Here is a 16,066-nt window from a genome sequence, read left to right on the forward strand (position 1 = left end):
TCATGGTCAAAAGCGCCTCAAAATGCGCTTAACTATTTGCCTGCTCAATTATTTTTTGGCCAAGTGTACAGTTTGGTTGGAGTGAGGATAGTTGGGAGCGGTACATCCCAAGCAGCTGTTGGTAAGCTTGGAACTTGCTGGCAATCATGAGCAAGACCAACAAGTGCTGGTTTAGCTCGTTGCTCAGCGTAGTGTAACGCTAATGTTCTATCGTAGTACCCACCGCCCATACCGAGGCGATTACCTTGCTCATCAAAAGCAACGAGAGGCATCAAAAGTAAATCCAATGATGCAAGCGGTGCTACTGCTGAGCAATCTAACTTAGGTTCCAAGATAGCATAGCGATTTGCCTTCATGGGTGAGTTTTTTTCATACTTCTGGAAGAGCAGATTAGCATGATTAAAGGGGTGGATTACAGGTAAGAAAACGTGGTGTTTTTTATCCCAAAGAGATTGAATTAAAAGGGATGTATCTAGTTCGCCATCGTTTTGTATATAGACCCCTACATTGGCATTTTTAGGTAGCTCTATATGTTGAAAAAAATTAATGTTTAGGTTTGTCGCAGCTGCTCTCTGTTGCTCTGCTGACAGCGAATTTCTTGCGTTTCTAATCATTTTTCTCAAATTAGTACGATCAACTTGAGATTTATTTATGTTGCTATTAGTTTTATTCATTCTAACGCGAGCCACTCAGGGAAAAACAGACTTACGCCAAGCAGAATAAATAATACAATGAGTACAGCGAGCAGATAATATAGCCAAGTCTTCGATTTAGCAGGAGGGCTAGGTTCAAAGTCCAACTCATCGAATAGTTCTTTAGACTCCCACTCTTCGTCTGCTGTATCTTCAATTTCAGTATGAGTGGTGGGGGCTATGCGCTGTTCAAGTTCCTCTAATCGCTCTTCGATACGTATTAGACTGCTCGTAATGTAATCTAGCGCTTCAAATACGCGCTCTTGATCTGCATTGGTTGGTGCGGCGGTTGTTTGGCCTTGCAGCTTGGCATTGATCCCAGCGCTTGCAAGTAATTTTACCTGTTTCAACGCTTTGGTTTTATCTGCAGGAGCAAACAAGTTTTTGCCAGCGTAAAATTGCTGAATCTTTGAGGGTGAGGTTTTCAACCGTTCTGCCATTGCGATAGCGGCGCTTTGTTGATCCTTACCGTCGGCCATGCCAACGAAGACGACTTTAAACTGCTCGTTCATGGTGCGTGCCTAAGTTGTAGAGAGATTGTATTGAGTATATCTAGATTATAGGTAACTGTAGACGGATAAAAGAAAATTTTTACAATCTGGTGCACGTTAAGATAAGTGACCGCTTGCGCGGCCACAGTTGGTTGGAAATTTAGTAAAGCGCTGACTGATCCACTTTTGGTGTTGTTTTTAAGATAAACTTGCGGAGATCTTCGTTCGACTTTTGTAAATCTTCATGACGCAGGTACATCATGTGCCCGGAGCGATAACCTTTAAAGCTTAAGCGATCACGCATTTTTCCGCTCGGATCGAGTTGCCACATATTGTATTTGGCATCAAAGTAATTCGTTGCGCCATCGTAATAGCCAGATTGGATCATCACGTTTAGGTAAGGGTTTTGTGCCATTGCTAATCGTAATTGCTCACCGACATTATTATCGCTGTTATCCCAAGGGTGAACGGAGCCAAACATATTGTATTTTACATCGGTTTTATAGGTGAGCTCGGTTGCGAAGTAATGGTTAATCGCAGGGGTAAATGAATGCAGCCAAGAGGTTAGCTCAGGCCAATAATCAGGGCGAGAACCAGCGTCTCTTTTATCAATACCAAGATAGCGTGAGTCTAATCGGCCTAGCGTATAGCCACGGTCACGCAACAGTTCTTTCCAAAATGCCGCAGTAGGAATATCTAGGTTGTTTTGAGCCACAAAACGTTCGCTTAAACCACTATATTTAGCGACGGCCTGTGTCACACTTTGCTTTTCTTGGGTGCTGATAAATGCGCCTTTGGCGAGTGCGGGAAGATATTTTTCAATCGTATATTGTTCAACCTCAGCCAGTACTTCCAGTAAATCTTTATTTTGCAATTCAGAAGACAACGCTTTGTGGTACCAAGCGGCAGCAGCGTAATATGGCAAACGATTTGCTACTTTAACAGGACCTTCTCGCTTAATGCCGATCTCCGTCGGAGATACCAACACCACGCCATTGAGATAAAGCCACTGATTGTTTTGCATCGCGTGCGCAAGGCCTGACACTCGAGTCGTGCCGTAGCTCTCACCAATCAGGTACTTAGGGGAAAGCATACGCTCATTGCGGTGAATAAATGTATTGAGCCATTCGGCTAAGTACTTAACGTCAGCATTGACGCCAAAAAACATCTTTGTTTGTTCGGCTTTAGTCGGATATTTACCTTCAGCATTTTTTAGTACGCGAGAATAACCTGTGTTGACTGGGTTTACATAAACAATATCGGCAACATCTAGCACTGAATATGGGTTGTCTTTCAGGCCGTAAGGCTGCAATGGGTACCCTTCGTCATCAATTTTTAATACTCTTGGGCCAGTATAGGCAATGTGCATCCACACGGAAGCAGAGCCAGGACCACCGTTAAATGATATCAATAGCGGTCGCTTGCTCATATCTTTGATTTTTGTGCGCTTATAGTACGTGTAATGCAGCGTTGCAACTGCATCGCCGTTTTCGTTCCACACCGGCTGCGTGCCCGTTGTCGCGGTATAGTTAATACGTTCGCCTTTTATTTCGGCTCTATGCTCAGTTGTTATTTTATGATCTATCTCAATGGCGCGGTTGTGCTCTTCAGCTATGCTTGGCCTCGAGAGTAGAGCACAGCTCACTATCAATAGGGGCAGTAGTTTTTTCATTGCTTCCTCGGTAATGCAATAAGTGTGTCTGCATTAAAGAAGTATTTCACCCGAAATTCAAAGTCATTGAGACAAACTGAACAAAAAAAACGGCAAGTTTGAAAAAATAGACTGTTGTAACCTCACATATCGAAAAGTAACGAATTTGAGCCGATTTGGTTTTTTTTGGTTCAAGATTCGCGTATATTTGGTACTTAATTATGTAGTAATAAAGTATTTAGCCCCGTTAAATTCTTGTTTCACTGCGCTTCTCGTTGTACTTAAGAGATTTCATTCCATGCAAAGAATTTTAATTGTTGAAGACAGTAAAGTCGTACAACAGGTATTGCGACATCTTGCTGCCCAGCATCTTGATGTTGAAATAGATTTTGCTTGGTCCCTCAAGGAAAGTAAGGCCTTTTTAGCACAGCACCAATATACATTGGCGCTGGTTGATTTAACGCTGCCCGATGCGATGGACGCAGAGGTCGTGCAGCTTACGCTCAGTCATAAAATCCCCACCGTGGTGCTGACTTCAAAAATAGATGAATATAGCCGCCAGCAAATGCTTGAAATGGGTGTGGTGGACTATGTGATTAAAGACAACCGCGATTCATATCTATATGCGGTTAAGTTAGCATCTAGATTGTTGAGAAACCAAGGTTGCAAGGCGTTGATAGCCGATGATTCTGTGATTAGTCGAGCGGTAATGAAGCAAATGCTTGAAAAGCAATTATTTACGGTGCTTGAGGCAGAAGATGGTGAACAGGCACTGGAGATGTTGCTATCTGACCATGAAATTAAACTGCTACTGACTGACTTTGCAATGCCGACGATGGATGGTTTTGAGCTGGTGAAATCCGTTCGCAATAGTCGTGGGCGAGATGAGTTGGCCATCATCGGTTTGTCTGGCGCGGGAAGCCATGGCTTGTCAGCAAAGTTTATCAAATACGGCGCCAATGACTTTTTGGCAAAGCCGTTTATGAGTGAAGAGTTTCATTGCCGTATCATGCAGACGATGGAACAGCTTAATTTGATTGCAGAAATCAAAGAATATGCCCATCGAGACTATTTAACAGGGCTTTATAATCGCCGCTATTTCTGTCAGCAAGCGGAGCGTTTAATCAAAAACAAGCCGGGTCAGCATATATTGGCATTGTTAGACCTCGATCACTTTAAATCTATTAATGATCAATATGGCCATGAAAGCGGTGATGATGTACTTAAACAGGTCGCTGATTTACTGCGTAGTGCATTTGGTCATTATATTGTCGCACGTATTGGTGGCGAAGAGTTTGCGTTACTCATTCCAAGCTCCGATATGAAGGTGGCGCAGCAAATGTTGGAAGATTTCCGGGAACGTCTTGCTCAGCAGGCATTTAATATCCCAGCAGGTAAGTATTATTGCACCATCAGTATTGGCCTCGCCGCTTGCCAATCAAAGAGTTTAAGCGAAGTGATGCGCAAGGCAGATAAGGCCCTTTATAAAGCGAAAGACAAACAGCGCAATTGCGTTATTGCGCATTAGTTTTTCGTTATTTGTGTGCTTATGCACCAACTCAGTTCAGTCTTAATATCAATGCACCTAGATGGTGCATTTTTTATGCGTAAAATTCCATCTCCCACTTTAATTCATTGTTAATTAAGGAATAAAAAATTTGGCACAAAGGTTGGATTACTGCATACAACAGGATCAACTGTCCTAAGGGGACTCAGCATGAAAATGATAAGTGCAATAATAAAACCATTTAAGCTTGATGAGGTACGTGAAGCGTTAGCCGATCTGGGGATTGAAGGCATGACGGTTGTTGACGTTAAAGGGTTCGGACGTCAGCGCGGCCATACCGAACTGTATCGCGGTGCAGAATATCAAGTCGATTTCATTCCAAAAATAAAAATAGAAATTGCGACGTTAAGCGAAAACGCTGAGCGCGTTGTGGAAACGGTTACAAAGGCTGCATTCACTGGAAAAATTGGTGACGGAAAAATCTTTGTTTACGACTTAGACCAAGTTGTTCGGATCCGTACCGGCGAACTTGATGAAGAAGCCATTTAAGGGGAGCTAAGCGATGGAAAATACAATAATAGAACTACAATTTTCATTAAATACTTTTTACTTTCTGATCTCTGGCGTCTTAGTTATGTGGATGGCAGCCGGATTCGCTATGCTTGAAGCGGGATTAGTACGCTCAAAAAATACCACTGAAATCCTCACCAAGAACGTCGCGCTGTACGCTATTGCTTGTACTATGTATCTGCTTATTGGTTACAACATCATGTATGTTGATAATGCCGAAGGTGGGGTTTTACCAAGTCTTGGCACGCTCATTGGCAGTGCTGCTGACGACGCCGACCATGCGCTGCAATCTGACTTTTTCTTCCAAGTGGTATTTGTTGCAACGGCTATGTCAATTGTCTCGGGCGCTGTTGCCGAGCGTATGAAATTGTGGGCGTTTTTAGCATTTTGTGTGGTGTTAACTGGCTTTATCTACCCGCTAGAAGGTTATTGGACATGGGGCGGTGGTTTCTTATCTGAGCTTGGCTTTGTTGATTTTGCGGGTTCTGCCATTGTACATGGTGCTGGCGCTGCAGCTGCACTTGCGGGTGTCCTGTTACTTGGTGCACGTAAGGGCAAGTATGGAAAAAACGGTGAGATCTATCCAATTCCTGGTTCCAACATGCCCCTGGCGACACTTGGCACCTTTATTTTGTGGATGGGATGGTTTGGCTTTAACGGTGGTTCTCAACTGTTCCTTGCTGATAAAGAAAATGCCATTGCTGTCAGCCAAATCATGTTAAATACCAATGCGGCGGCGGCGGCAGGTGCGGTTGCTGCACTGTTGGTGTGTAAATTAATGTGGGGCAAGGCAGATTTAACTATGGTGCTAAATGGTGCACTAGCAGGTCTGGTGACCATTACCGCTGAGCCTGCCTCTCCAACACCTGTATTAGCACTGATCCTTGGGGCGCTAGGTGGTGCATTGGTAGTGTTTAGTATCGTTGCGCTAGACAAAGCAAAAATTGATGATCCTGTCGGTGCTATTTCTGTTCACGGTATATGTGGTGCGCTAGGTGTGATGATGGTGCCATTTTCAAACTCAGACGCCACTTTCCAAGGTCAGGCTGTGGGACTTATTACCATTTTAGGTTTTGTTTTCATTGCTTCTTATATTGTCTGGAGTGTATTGAAAGCGAGCATGGGGATCCGCGTTGGCGAAGAAGAAGAGCTAAGTGGTATGGATCAACATGATTGTGGCGTAGATGCCTATCCCGAGTTCGTGACAGTTCGCGGACAGTAATACCAATTTGGCTCTCGGTCAATATTGTAAAGTTCTCGTTGTCTAAACAAAGTGAGTCCAGTAGGACTCACTTTTCTTTATAAATATTATTCTACTTTCAGCAGTTGTTAATTTAGGTTACCCTACCATCTTGCGATTCATTTTTTAGTTTTACTTGGGTCATGACGGATAAAAAGAAAAGAACACCTGCCAAAAAATCAAACGTCAAAGCGAACACTTCGCGTAAAAACAATACCCAGCAAAACGGTTCTAAGATGCAAAGAGTGAAAAGCCGTGTACTGAGCTCATTGTGGTCTTTCTTTTGGAAGGGGACCATTGCGGCGATATTCCTTGTAGCAATCTATATCATCTACTTAGACGCGAAAATAAGCCGGCAGTTTGAAGGCAATAAATGGGAACTTCCTGTTCAGGTTTATGCCAGATCGATGCAGTTTTTCCCTGATCAGTTCCTAAATGAGGATGAAGTGTTGTGGGAGCTGAAACGGCTTAATTATTCCCGTGTAAATCGTATCAGTCGTACCGGTCAGTACATTGTTCAAGGTCGTACAATCACCATCCATCGTCGCGCATTCGAATTCTACGATGGCCCAGAAACCGCACGTATTTTTACGCTTAATTTTGCTGGTAAGAAGCTTGCCAATATTGTTGATAATCAAGGTCGACGCTTAGCCGGCGCTCGCTTGGAGCCGGTGCAAATTGCCCGGATCGGCAATGAATCGCGTCAAGACAGAGAGTTTGTTCCGTTCGATAAATTCCCTAATATTTTAAAAGAAACACTGCTAGTGGTAGAAGATAGAGACTTTTACGAACATCATGGCGTTTCTGCGCTGTCTATTTTGCGTGCGCTGTATGCCAACATCAAAGCTGGGCGAACTGTGCAAGGTGGTAGCACGCTTACGCAACAGCTCGCAAAGAACTTTTATCTCACTAGAGATCGCACCTTAATTCGCAAGGTGAATGAAGCATTCATCGCATTGATTTTAGATTTTCGTTACAGCAAAGATGAAATCCTTGAAGCCTATTTAAACGAAGTGTTTTTAGGACAAGCCTATAATCAGGGCGTTCATGGTATGGGGCTTGCGGCCGACTTTTATTTTGGTAAGCCTGTCGATGAGCTTGAGTTTGATCAGGTCGCTATGCTAGTTGCGATGGTTAAAGGGCCGTCTTTTTATAATCCAAGACGTTACCCTGAACGGGTAATGGAAAGGCGCGATTTAGTCTTAAGGTTGATGGTAGAAAATGGCCTTATCACAACGCCCGAATATCGCGCAGCGCTGGCAAGGCCGATTGATGTACAGCCTTTAAAAGCGAGCCGTATGCAGTCATACCCTGGATATTTGGAGTTGGTGAATCGCGAGTTAAAGAAGCTTGTGCCTGATGATGACATCGTAGACTCTGGAATTCGGATTTTTACCTATCTCGATTTACAAAAGCAAACGGCGATGGAAGATGCCGTTAAAAAGGGCTTACCTTACCTAGAGCGTCGCTTTAAAACGGAAGATCTAGAGACTGCAATGCTGTCAGTCAATGTTGAAAAAGCGGGCGTATCTGCGTTAGTTGCTGGTCGTCAGTTGAAGTTTTCAGGTTTTAATCGGGTATTAGACACCGAGCGCAATATAGGTTCACTGGTCAAGCCCGCTATTTATTTGAGCGCTTTGTCGAATCCAAACTATCACCTAGGTATGCTACTTGATGATAGCCCCCTTGAAGTGACAGATGGTTCAGGTAAGGTCTGGTCTCCAGAAAACTTTGATCATAAATTCAGAGGCCAAGTGCCAATGTTTGAAGCGTTTAGCAATAGCATCAATATCCCAGCAGTAAACCTTGGTCTAGATATGGGGGTTAATCGAGTGGCGCAAACTTTGAATGATCTTGGTGTCTCTAAGTCTATTCCACTTTATCCTTCTTTATTGTTGGGGGCGTTAGAGCTATCCAGTTTTGAAATTGCACAGGCGTACACCACACTTGCTGCAGACGGTAAGCAGAGCAAGCTGACCAGTGTCATGGCTATTACCGATTCACTGGGTAAGCTGGTATACGAACACCCAGTGCAAAAAAGCCAAACCCTAGACAGCGACGCGGTATACATGACGAAATACGGCATGAAGAGAGTAACCAAAAAAGGAACGGCTAAACGTCTTAACCTTCACTTTCCCTCTATTCAACTTGCAGGGAAAACGGGGACTAGTAATGATTTACGAGACAGCTGGTTTGCAGGCTTTGATCAAAATACGGTCACCGTTGCTTGGATTGGTCGTGATGATAATAAGCCAACGGGATTAACGGGCAGCCAAGGTGCGCTTGAGCTCTATATTCGTTATCTTAAACCACTGAACCCACAAGCGATTGTTGATGAGCGTCCAAAGTCCATTCGCTGGGCGTTTATCAACCCGAAAACGGGCAAGCAATCGCCTCCGAGTTGTGGTCCTGTATTACAGCTACCTATTAGAGAGAGCATGTTCGAACCAAGGCCCAGATGTTGAGCCAAGTAATGACAGCTAGGATCTATTGATACTAGCTGTCAGTCTTAGGCTTTAAATTTATCGATTTCTCTATTTAAACTTTGTGATAGTTTGCCAAGTTTTTTTGCATCGCTTTGAGTTGCTCTTGCAGAGCCCAGTGTATGTTGTGCTAAGTTACTGATCTCAGATGATTCATTCAATGCGTGTTCAGTCGCTTGGGTTTGTTGTTGCACTAACTGACTGATCAGTTTCCCTTGTTCATCTATGTCTCGCATGCTTTGCTCTGCGTGCTGAAGCACTTCATTGGTTTCATTGGCCGCAATAACACTTTGTGCCATATTGTCTTCACTGCTACGCATTTTGTCTTGCGTGTCTCTGGACGCGGCTTGTAGTGATTGAATAATATTATGTATTTCTTCTGTTTGTTGCTGCGTTCTTTGCGCAAGCGTTCGAACCTCATCTGCTACCACCGCAAATCCTCTACCTTGTTCACCTGCACGAGCAGCTTCAATTGCGGCATTGAGCGCAAGTAAATTGGTTTGCTCGGCAATCTCTCTAATCGCAGAACTCACTTGGCTAATGTTTTGCGTGTCTTCCGCGAGCTTATCTAAGGCTACGCGACTTTGTTGAAACTCAGCTTGTAGTTCGGTCATTTGTCCCGCTAAGGCTGTGGTATTGACGCTGCTTTGTTTTACTTGTTTAGCTGCTACGGAGGCCAGCTCTGTGGCGCTAAATGCGGCGTCCTCGACTGAGCGAGCAGACTGCGCCATATTCTCGAGTGAGTGGTGGATAGACTGGATCTTATTCTCCTGCTGGGCGACATCCTTCTCAGTATCTTGGCTTATTTGGTTGAGTGTTTTTGTTGCTTGCTGCAGCTCGTTACTACTTAGTCGAACGTTACCAAGTAAAGAGATAAAGGCGTTTAGTACCGCATTAAATTGTTCAATAATTTGACTAAGCTCGTCGGAACCCGTTGTCTGCGCTTTGATGCTTAAATCCCCTCGAGAAGCGCTCTGAGCGGCATGTGAGAAAGTCGTGATGGTACCCATGACAGAGGAGTAAAAGCCAAACATAAGATAAATGGCAATAATTAGTGCGAGTAGTGAAGCCAAGGCAACAGTGTTCCTTATCCACTGTTGTTGGTTTTGTTTTTCAGCGACAAGCGCGGCAAGTGTGGGTGTCGCAACATTAACAAACTGCTTGATAGCATCACTTGCACTTTGATAGTAATGGTTAAATTGCGCTTGTGAGAGTGCCAGCTCATCAGGATCTAACAAGCCTGTTTTCACCGCTTGCTGATAATCTGACAGGCTAGACTCAAGCTCAGCTAATGGTTGACTGAGCTGCTTTTTGAGTTGCTGATTATCATTGATTGCAATATTGAGTTTGCCGGAGAATTGTGTAGTAACGCCTGGGAGACCCTTGTTTAAATTGGACAGTGCAATAAAGCTATCAGGAGTAAAGCTTCCCCTTTTGATGATATCGCGTGCTTGCGCTTCAATTTGATTGATTTGCGATATTAATCTTGGCGCAGATTCAACAAGCGTGCGATTCAGGTAACTGCGTCCAAGATCATCATCGACGGCAAGTTGAGATGCAATAGAGAGCTGCTCAAGGGCGCTTGCACCTGCGGCATTCACTTTGGGCAACTTAGCGCGTTGCAATAAAATTGAATTATCGGAAGCTTTACCCGCTAATATATTTTCCAACATGCTAGGGTAAAGCGTGAGCCCCTGTCTTTGCATCTCACTGACAGAGATGGAATGGTTAAGTACGCCATTCAGAAAAAACAAGCTGAGGCTTAGCGGTAGTAATAAAATACCAAATACAACGGCCATTTTGGTTTTGTATCGCAACCGCGCCATCAAACGGGTTGCAGGATTAATTAGCGTATTAAATCCAGCCATCACTTCCTCTGTATGATAGTTTTAACTTTGCATAGCGTTATTAACTAAATGCGCTTAAATAACTTGAGTCTAGGTTATACCAATTGAATTAATTCTCTAATCAATTTGAAGGGTGAAATAGCATATTAGCTTCGTTAAAAATTTCTCATTTAGAACAACTAAAAAGCAAAATTTTTGCCTTGCTACTAAAGCTATTTCCCCGCTTCAAGATAGATCATTTACTTAATACAACTGGTATTAAATAGACCGAAGCTTTTGAAAAGCTTATTCAAAGCGTAGCTGAAAAAACAAAAAAAGCCCTGAATGGGCTTTTTAAATAGAAACTAATGTAAGTTTTAATCTGTGATTACAACTTGGCAAAAGCACGCTTTGCAGCATCGATAGTGTTAGCGATTTCTTCGTCAGAATGCATTGTACTCACGAAACCCGCTTCGAATGCAGATGGGGCTAAATAAATGCCTTCATCTAGCATTAGGTGGAAGAACTTTTTGAAGCGCTCTAGGTCACATTCAGTTGCTTGCTGATAGCTGGTTACTTTCTTAGCGTCAGTAAAGAAGAAGCCAAACATACCACCTGCGTAGTTAGTCGTAAGCGCGATACCTGCTTCATCAGCAGCTGCTTGGAAGCCTTCGCACAGGGCTTTACTCTTAGCTTCAAGCTCTGCGTGTAGCCCTTCTTTTGAAAGCAGCTCTAGCGCTTTTAAACCGGCAGCCATAGCAATTGGGTTACCAGACAGCGTACCTGCTTGATAAACAGGGCCAACTGGGGCGATGTAATCCATGATTTCTTTTTTACCACCAAATGCACCCACAGGCATACCGCCACCAATCACTTTACCTAAACAGGTCAAGTCTGGGGTGATGTTGTAGTACTGCTGAGCACCACCAAGTGCAACACGGAAACCCGTCATTACTTCGTCAAAGATAAGCACGCTTTGATTGTCAGTACATACTTCGCGTAGACCTTCTAAAAAGCCTTCTACCGGTGGAATACAGTTCATATTTCCAGCAACAGGCTCGATGATCACACACGCGATTTGATCTTTATACTGGTCAAAAATCGCTTTTACTTCATCAAGATTATTAAATGAAACTGTTAATGTATGTTTGGCGAAATCTGCAGGAATACCAGGTGAATTCGGCACACCCATGGTAAGTGCACCTGAGCCTGCTTTAACAAGCAAGGAGTCAGCGTGGCCGTGGTAACAGCCTTCAAACTTTAAGATTTTATCGCGGCCTGTGTAACCACGAGCAAGGCGAATGGCACTCATGGTCGCTTCTGTACCTGAACTTACCATGCGCACTTTTTCAATAGATGGTACTAGCGCTTTTACTTTTTCCGCCATTAGGATTTCAGTTTCCGTCGGCGCGCCATACGAAAGGCCATTTTCAACCGCTGCAAGCACTGCTTGTTTAATCTCCGGATGGTTATGACCTAAGATCATCGGGCCCCAAGAGCCTACATAATCAATGTACTGTTTACCATCGGCATCAAAGGTGTGAACGCCCTCGGCTTTGGTAATAAATAGTGGCGTACCACCTACACCATTAAAAGCGCGAACAGGAGAATTGACGCCTCCAGGGATTGAGTCTTGGGCGCGTTTGAATAAGTCTTGACTGATTGTCATTGTCGATCCTTTTTAGCTTTCACGTTTGCGGCTAAACCAAGGTACTTCTACCTCGTATTTTTCCACTTGGTTTTCAACACCTAGCGTTAGGGCAAAAAGTGCCATACGGATCAATACACCATTTTGAACTTGGCGGAAGATAGCTAGGTTGTTATTGTTATTTAGGTCGTTGTCTAGCTCGTTTGCATCGCTGCGGCTATCGCGTGGTAATGGATGCATTAATACTGAGCTTGGTTTACAGTGAGCGTCATAAATTGCTTGGCTGATCCTAAAACCGCCGCGGTATTTGTTTGCTTCTTCTTGAGACGGGAAACGCTCTTCTTGAATACGGGTTTGGTAAACGATATCGGCAGCTAAATTGCCTTCCATTTTAGACACGACTTCAATACGGTGACCTGCATTGTCTACGACATCTAAAATAGACTGAGGCATTTGTAAGCCATCAGGTGCAACCATCGTAAAGCGGATATCTTTGTAGTGACTAAGTAACTTGGATAAGGAATGTACGGTGCGACCATATTTTAAATCACCGACTAGCGCGATGTGCATGCCGTCAATTCCAGTACCAAAGCGGCTAAGCTCTCGGTCAATTGTCAGTAAGTCCAACAGTGCTTGAGTTGGATGCTCATTAGGACCATCGCCACCGTTGATGACAGGAACGTCGGAACCGGTCGCAAATTCGGCTACTGAGCCTGCATCTGGGTGGCGCATTGCCACGGCGTCAGCATAAGCAGAAATCACGCGGGCGGTATCATACAAAGATTCGCCTTTAGCCAATGCTGAACTTTGCATCCCGGTGGTTTCGCGGACTAGGCCGCCCAGCAGGTTAAATGCGGTGCCGAAACTTACGCGTGTTCTTGTGCTTGGTTCAAAGAATAGATTTGCCAAAATCGCCCCATTGAGTACTTGGGTACGTTTTTGCTTTTTAGCATAGGGTTCCATTTTTTTTGCAATGGAGAAGATGTGTTCAATTGAATCTCTGTCTAATTGGTTGACAGAAAGAATATTTTCACCTTGGAAACTGAACATTTGGCGATTCCTAAAGACAAATTGACTACCGGGTTGCAAGGTCGCTCACCCATCCAGATAACACGCAGAATATGGGCGGTTACTTGGGCGCATATTATACCCAAGAACCCCCAATAATGCACGGTTACAGTGCAGGTTTTAAAACGGCAAGAAAGACTATGGCTAATAAGATTAGTACGGGAAGTTCGTTGAAATAACGATAAAACTTGTCGCTTTTACGATTGCGATCATGTTTAAAGTCGGCAAGTAATTTAAAGCAATAACCATGATAAATATAAATTAAAATCACGAGCGCCAGCTTGTAGTGTAGCCACATACTGAGCTTAAACCACTCACGTCCGTATTCTGTAATCATTAAAACCCCAAACACTGCGGTGAGAATAGCAAATGGGGTTACAAAAAAGAGCAGACGGCGCTCCATGATTTTGAGCATTGAGCTGCAAGATTTTTCTTCAGTCATCGCGTGATATACAAAGAGACGTGGCAGATTAAAAATCCCTGCAAACCAGGCAATCATAAAAAAGATATGTAAGGCTTTATACGTTAGCAATAAGCTCATTATAAATTCCACTTTTTAGACTAGAGTAAACTGTTTCTGGTGGTGAGTATGTGACGAATTTGGTCCCATCGCAATAACCCAAGTATTTGTTTATCATCCTTTTGATTATATATATACACCGCGCCCGAACGCTTGTCTTTTAGCACATCAAAGGCATCAGCTAAGGTCGCTTGTGTACTTAATCCTTGTAGCTCGATATAAGAGACCGATACGCTACCTTCAGAGATTAAGTTCAAATCGTATTCCGCTAAACGGTAGCCGCTTTGTTCGTCATAAACAATGAGTGGCGTTTGGCTATCAACAGCAGACAGGGTCTCTTTTATTTGCTCTTTATCGTCAGAATAGAGCAGCTTAAAATTCTCATCCATCTCAGCTACTATTCCTACTTTCTGTAATGCCTCTTTTGCAGGGGATACTTGGTAAGGTAGTCCTTGGAAATCTAGTTGTTGAATAAAAATAGAGCGATTGCCAAATGCCTGTAAAGCTGTCACGTAAGCTGTGGTGATCACTAGCATAGCTGGAACAATTATTTTTGGGTTGGAAGTAAGCTCCATAACCGCAGTGAGCGCAGCAAGTGGAGCGTGTAGTGTTGCAGCAAGTAAGCCTGCCATACCGAGGACACCATAAGTTCCCGCAACATCGACACTGGGTTCAATAAATTGAGCAAAGAAAGACATCAAAGTGCCCATGATAACCCCAAGCCCAATTACTGGGCCAATAAGCCCGCCTGGTATACCAAGCCCAATTGCGAATATAGTTGCCATCAGCTTAGCAATTAATATTGTTGTAAGTAGCTGTAGGTTGTGTGGAGACTCCACGGCTTGGGTGATAGCACTCATACCTGAGCCCATTGCTCCCGGCACGGCATAGCCAATCAATCCCGCGATTAACCCCGCTAATAAAAGACGAGGAAACATACTGATGGGCTTAAAAGTTTTGATGATCAGCATTAGGTTTTGATTAAAAGCGAAAGCAACTGCCCCTAATGCCGCACCACAAATAATTAAATAGGGGTAATGCCAAAAGCTCAATGGAGTGATATGAATGAGTGCCAGCTCAGAGCTATTGCCAAATACATATTGCGTGCTCATTGCACCGATCACTGAGGCTAACATCACGGGCACGAAAATATGGATTTTATACTCCCTTAGCACGACTTCCATAACGAATATAACTGCTGCTAGCGGGGTATTAAATGAGGCAGCAATACCCGCAGCTACACCGCAACCGGCTAAAGTCCGTGCAGCATTTAATGGTAAATGTAAGCGCTCTGACAAAATACTCGCGGCTGTTGCTCCCATGTGTACAGATGGTCCTTCTCGACCAACAGAAAAGCCACTGATCAAAGCGACAGCGCCACCAAAAAACTGGTTAGCAGAGTTCCAAATTGGCATATGACCGTAATGGTGTTTGATTCGATTAATCACATATGGAATGCCCAAACGGTAATGCTTAAACCCTGTTAATGCTGCAAAGACTGCGATGAGTAGAGCAGCAAGCACAGGTAAAAATAACCGGTGTAGCTCAGAAAGCTCTGTAAAGTCATCTGGTTTGTCGAGAAATGTGCCTTGGATCAATTCAATAGTAAGACGAAAAGCAATGATAAGTATCGCCGCAAGCAGGCCTGCACCAGCACCAAGCAGGCACAGTTGTGCTGAAGTTTTAGGTTTTGCAAGGCTTCGTCTTAATGCATCCAACGACATGAACGTCATTCCACAGTGATAAACACGTTAAGAATAACAAATTTTTTATCTTAAGTCCTTGTGCCAGCGCAACTAAGCCGCTGAGATATTATTACTTTATTGTTCTTAATCTAGTGATAACTGAATCACATTAAGCGTCACAACCCTCAGCGAAATTAGCCTCAGGCGATATTATTGATGAAACTATGTTTTTCAAATATGTGGCATCTTGGTGGGGTTGGTACAAACGCTATACTTGATTAAAATACTCAGGTATTAGATAATTTACGGATTACAGGATTAGGGGTCTAAATCTATGTCTGAACAGTTACCAATTCAGTTTTCTGACGCAGCGGCAAGTCGCGTAAAAGAACTTATTGAAGAAGAAGAGAATGCCAATCTTAAACTACGTGTTTACGTAACAGGTGGTGGTTGCTCAGGCTTTCAATACGGTTTCACCTTTGATGAAAAAGTAAATCCAGGTGACTTAGAAATCGTTAAGAATGGTGTGACTATGGTTGTTGATCCTATGAGTATTCAGTATTTAATCGACGGCATCGTAGATTATACCGAAGGACTTGAAGGCGCGCGTTTTTTCGTAAATAATCCAAATGCAACGACCACCTGTGGTTGTGGTGCAAGTTTCAGCGTCTAAATCAAATTAGAA

13 protein-coding genes are annotated in these 16,066 nt (G+C 43.6%); 5 read left to right on the forward strand and 8 right to left on the reverse strand.

The window, feature by feature from the left end:
• Positions 1 to 44: 44 nt before the first annotated feature.
• The 3 genes from CWC29_RS02815 to CWC29_RS02825 form a co-directional block, all read right to left on the reverse strand.
• Positions 45 to 674 carry a 5-formyltetrahydrofolate cyclo-ligase gene (locus CWC29_RS02815; RefSeq protein WP_138522798.1) on the reverse strand — a complete coding sequence of 210 codons (630 nt, stop codon included), beginning with the start codon at positions 672 to 674 and terminating at the stop codon, positions 45 to 47.
• The gene (locus CWC29_RS02820) at positions 671 to 1,204 is read right to left on the reverse strand and encodes a hypothetical protein (protein WP_128728500.1); all 534 of its coding nucleotides are present in this window, start codon (positions 1,202 to 1,204) and stop codon (positions 671 to 673) included. Before CWC29_RS02820 ends, CWC29_RS02815 begins: the two co-directional genes overlap by 4 nt.
• Positions 1,205 to 1,343: 139 nt before the next feature.
• The gene (locus tag CWC29_RS02825; RefSeq protein ID WP_138522796.1) at positions 1,344 to 2,855 is read right to left on the reverse strand and encodes a S10 family peptidase; all 1,512 of its coding nucleotides are present in this window, start codon (positions 2,853 to 2,855) and stop codon (positions 1,344 to 1,346) included.
• Positions 2,856 to 3,132: 277 nt separating this feature from the next.
• Here CWC29_RS02825 and CWC29_RS02830 point away from each other — a divergent pair, with 277 nt between their 5' ends.
• The 4 genes from CWC29_RS02830 to mrcB all read left to right on the forward strand — a co-directional run bounded on the left by CWC29_RS02830 (position 3,133) and on the right by mrcB (position 8,616).
• Positions 3,133 to 4,362, forward strand: coding sequence for a GGDEF domain-containing response regulator (locus tag CWC29_RS02830; protein ID WP_128728498.1), 1,230 nt, complete (start codon positions 3,133 to 3,135; stop codon positions 4,360 to 4,362).
• Between the two features lie 189 nt (positions 4,363 to 4,551).
• Positions 4,552 to 4,890: a P-II family nitrogen regulator gene (locus CWC29_RS02835; RefSeq protein WP_010372259.1), complete on the forward strand. Its 339-nt coding sequence runs from the start codon at positions 4,552 to 4,554 to the stop codon at positions 4,888 to 4,890.
• Between the two features lie 13 nt (positions 4,891 to 4,903).
• A complete protein-coding gene (locus CWC29_RS02840) occupies positions 4,904 to 6,133 on the forward strand; it encodes an ammonium transporter (protein WP_128728497.1) in 1,230 nt (409 codons plus the stop codon).
• 161 nt (positions 6,134 to 6,294) lie between these two features.
• On the forward strand, positions 6,295 to 8,616 hold the full coding sequence (gene mrcB / locus CWC29_RS02845; RefSeq protein WP_138522794.1) for a penicillin-binding protein 1B: 2,322 nt from the start codon (positions 6,295 to 6,297) through the stop codon (positions 8,614 to 8,616).
• Positions 8,617 to 8,660: 44 nt separating this feature from the next.
• Here mrcB and CWC29_RS02850 read toward each other — a convergent pair whose 3' ends face one another.
• The 5 genes from CWC29_RS02850 to CWC29_RS02870 form a co-directional block, all read right to left on the reverse strand.
• Positions 8,661 to 10,502, reverse strand: a complete 1,842-nt coding sequence (locus CWC29_RS02850; RefSeq protein ID WP_138522792.1) for a methyl-accepting chemotaxis protein — start codon at positions 10,500 to 10,502, stop codon at positions 8,661 to 8,663.
• 346 nt (positions 10,503 to 10,848) lie between these two features.
• The gene (hemL, locus tag CWC29_RS02855) at positions 10,849 to 12,129 is read right to left on the reverse strand and encodes a glutamate-1-semialdehyde 2,1-aminomutase (protein ID WP_128728494.1); all 1,281 of its coding nucleotides are present in this window, start codon (positions 12,127 to 12,129) and stop codon (positions 10,849 to 10,851) included.
• A 12-nt stretch (positions 12,130 to 12,141) separates the two neighbouring features.
• A complete protein-coding gene (locus CWC29_RS02860; RefSeq protein WP_128728493.1) occupies positions 12,142 to 13,158 on the reverse strand; it encodes an aspartate carbamoyltransferase in 1,017 nt (338 codons plus the stop codon).
• Positions 13,159 to 13,282: 124 nt separating this feature from the next.
• Positions 13,283 to 13,717: a CopD family protein gene (locus CWC29_RS02865; RefSeq protein WP_128728492.1), complete on the reverse strand. Its 435-nt coding sequence runs from the start codon at positions 13,715 to 13,717 to the stop codon at positions 13,283 to 13,285.
• A gap of 20 nt (positions 13,718 to 13,737) precedes the next feature.
• A complete protein-coding gene (locus CWC29_RS02870; protein WP_128728491.1) occupies positions 13,738 to 15,420 on the reverse strand; it encodes a chloride channel protein in 1,683 nt (560 codons plus the stop codon).
• A gap of 295 nt (positions 15,421 to 15,715) precedes the next feature.
• Between CWC29_RS02870 and erpA the strand changes: the two genes are divergently transcribed.
• Complete coding sequence (erpA, locus tag CWC29_RS02875) at positions 15,716 to 16,054, forward strand: iron-sulfur cluster insertion protein ErpA (RefSeq protein ID WP_010372235.1); 339 nt, start codon at positions 15,716 to 15,718, stop codon at positions 16,052 to 16,054.
• Positions 16,055 to 16,066 lie beyond the last annotated feature (12 nt).

The organism is Pseudoalteromonas galatheae (assembly GCF_005886105.2).
GTDB classification, from domain to species: Bacteria; Pseudomonadota; Gammaproteobacteria; order Enterobacterales; family Alteromonadaceae; genus Pseudoalteromonas; species Pseudoalteromonas galatheae.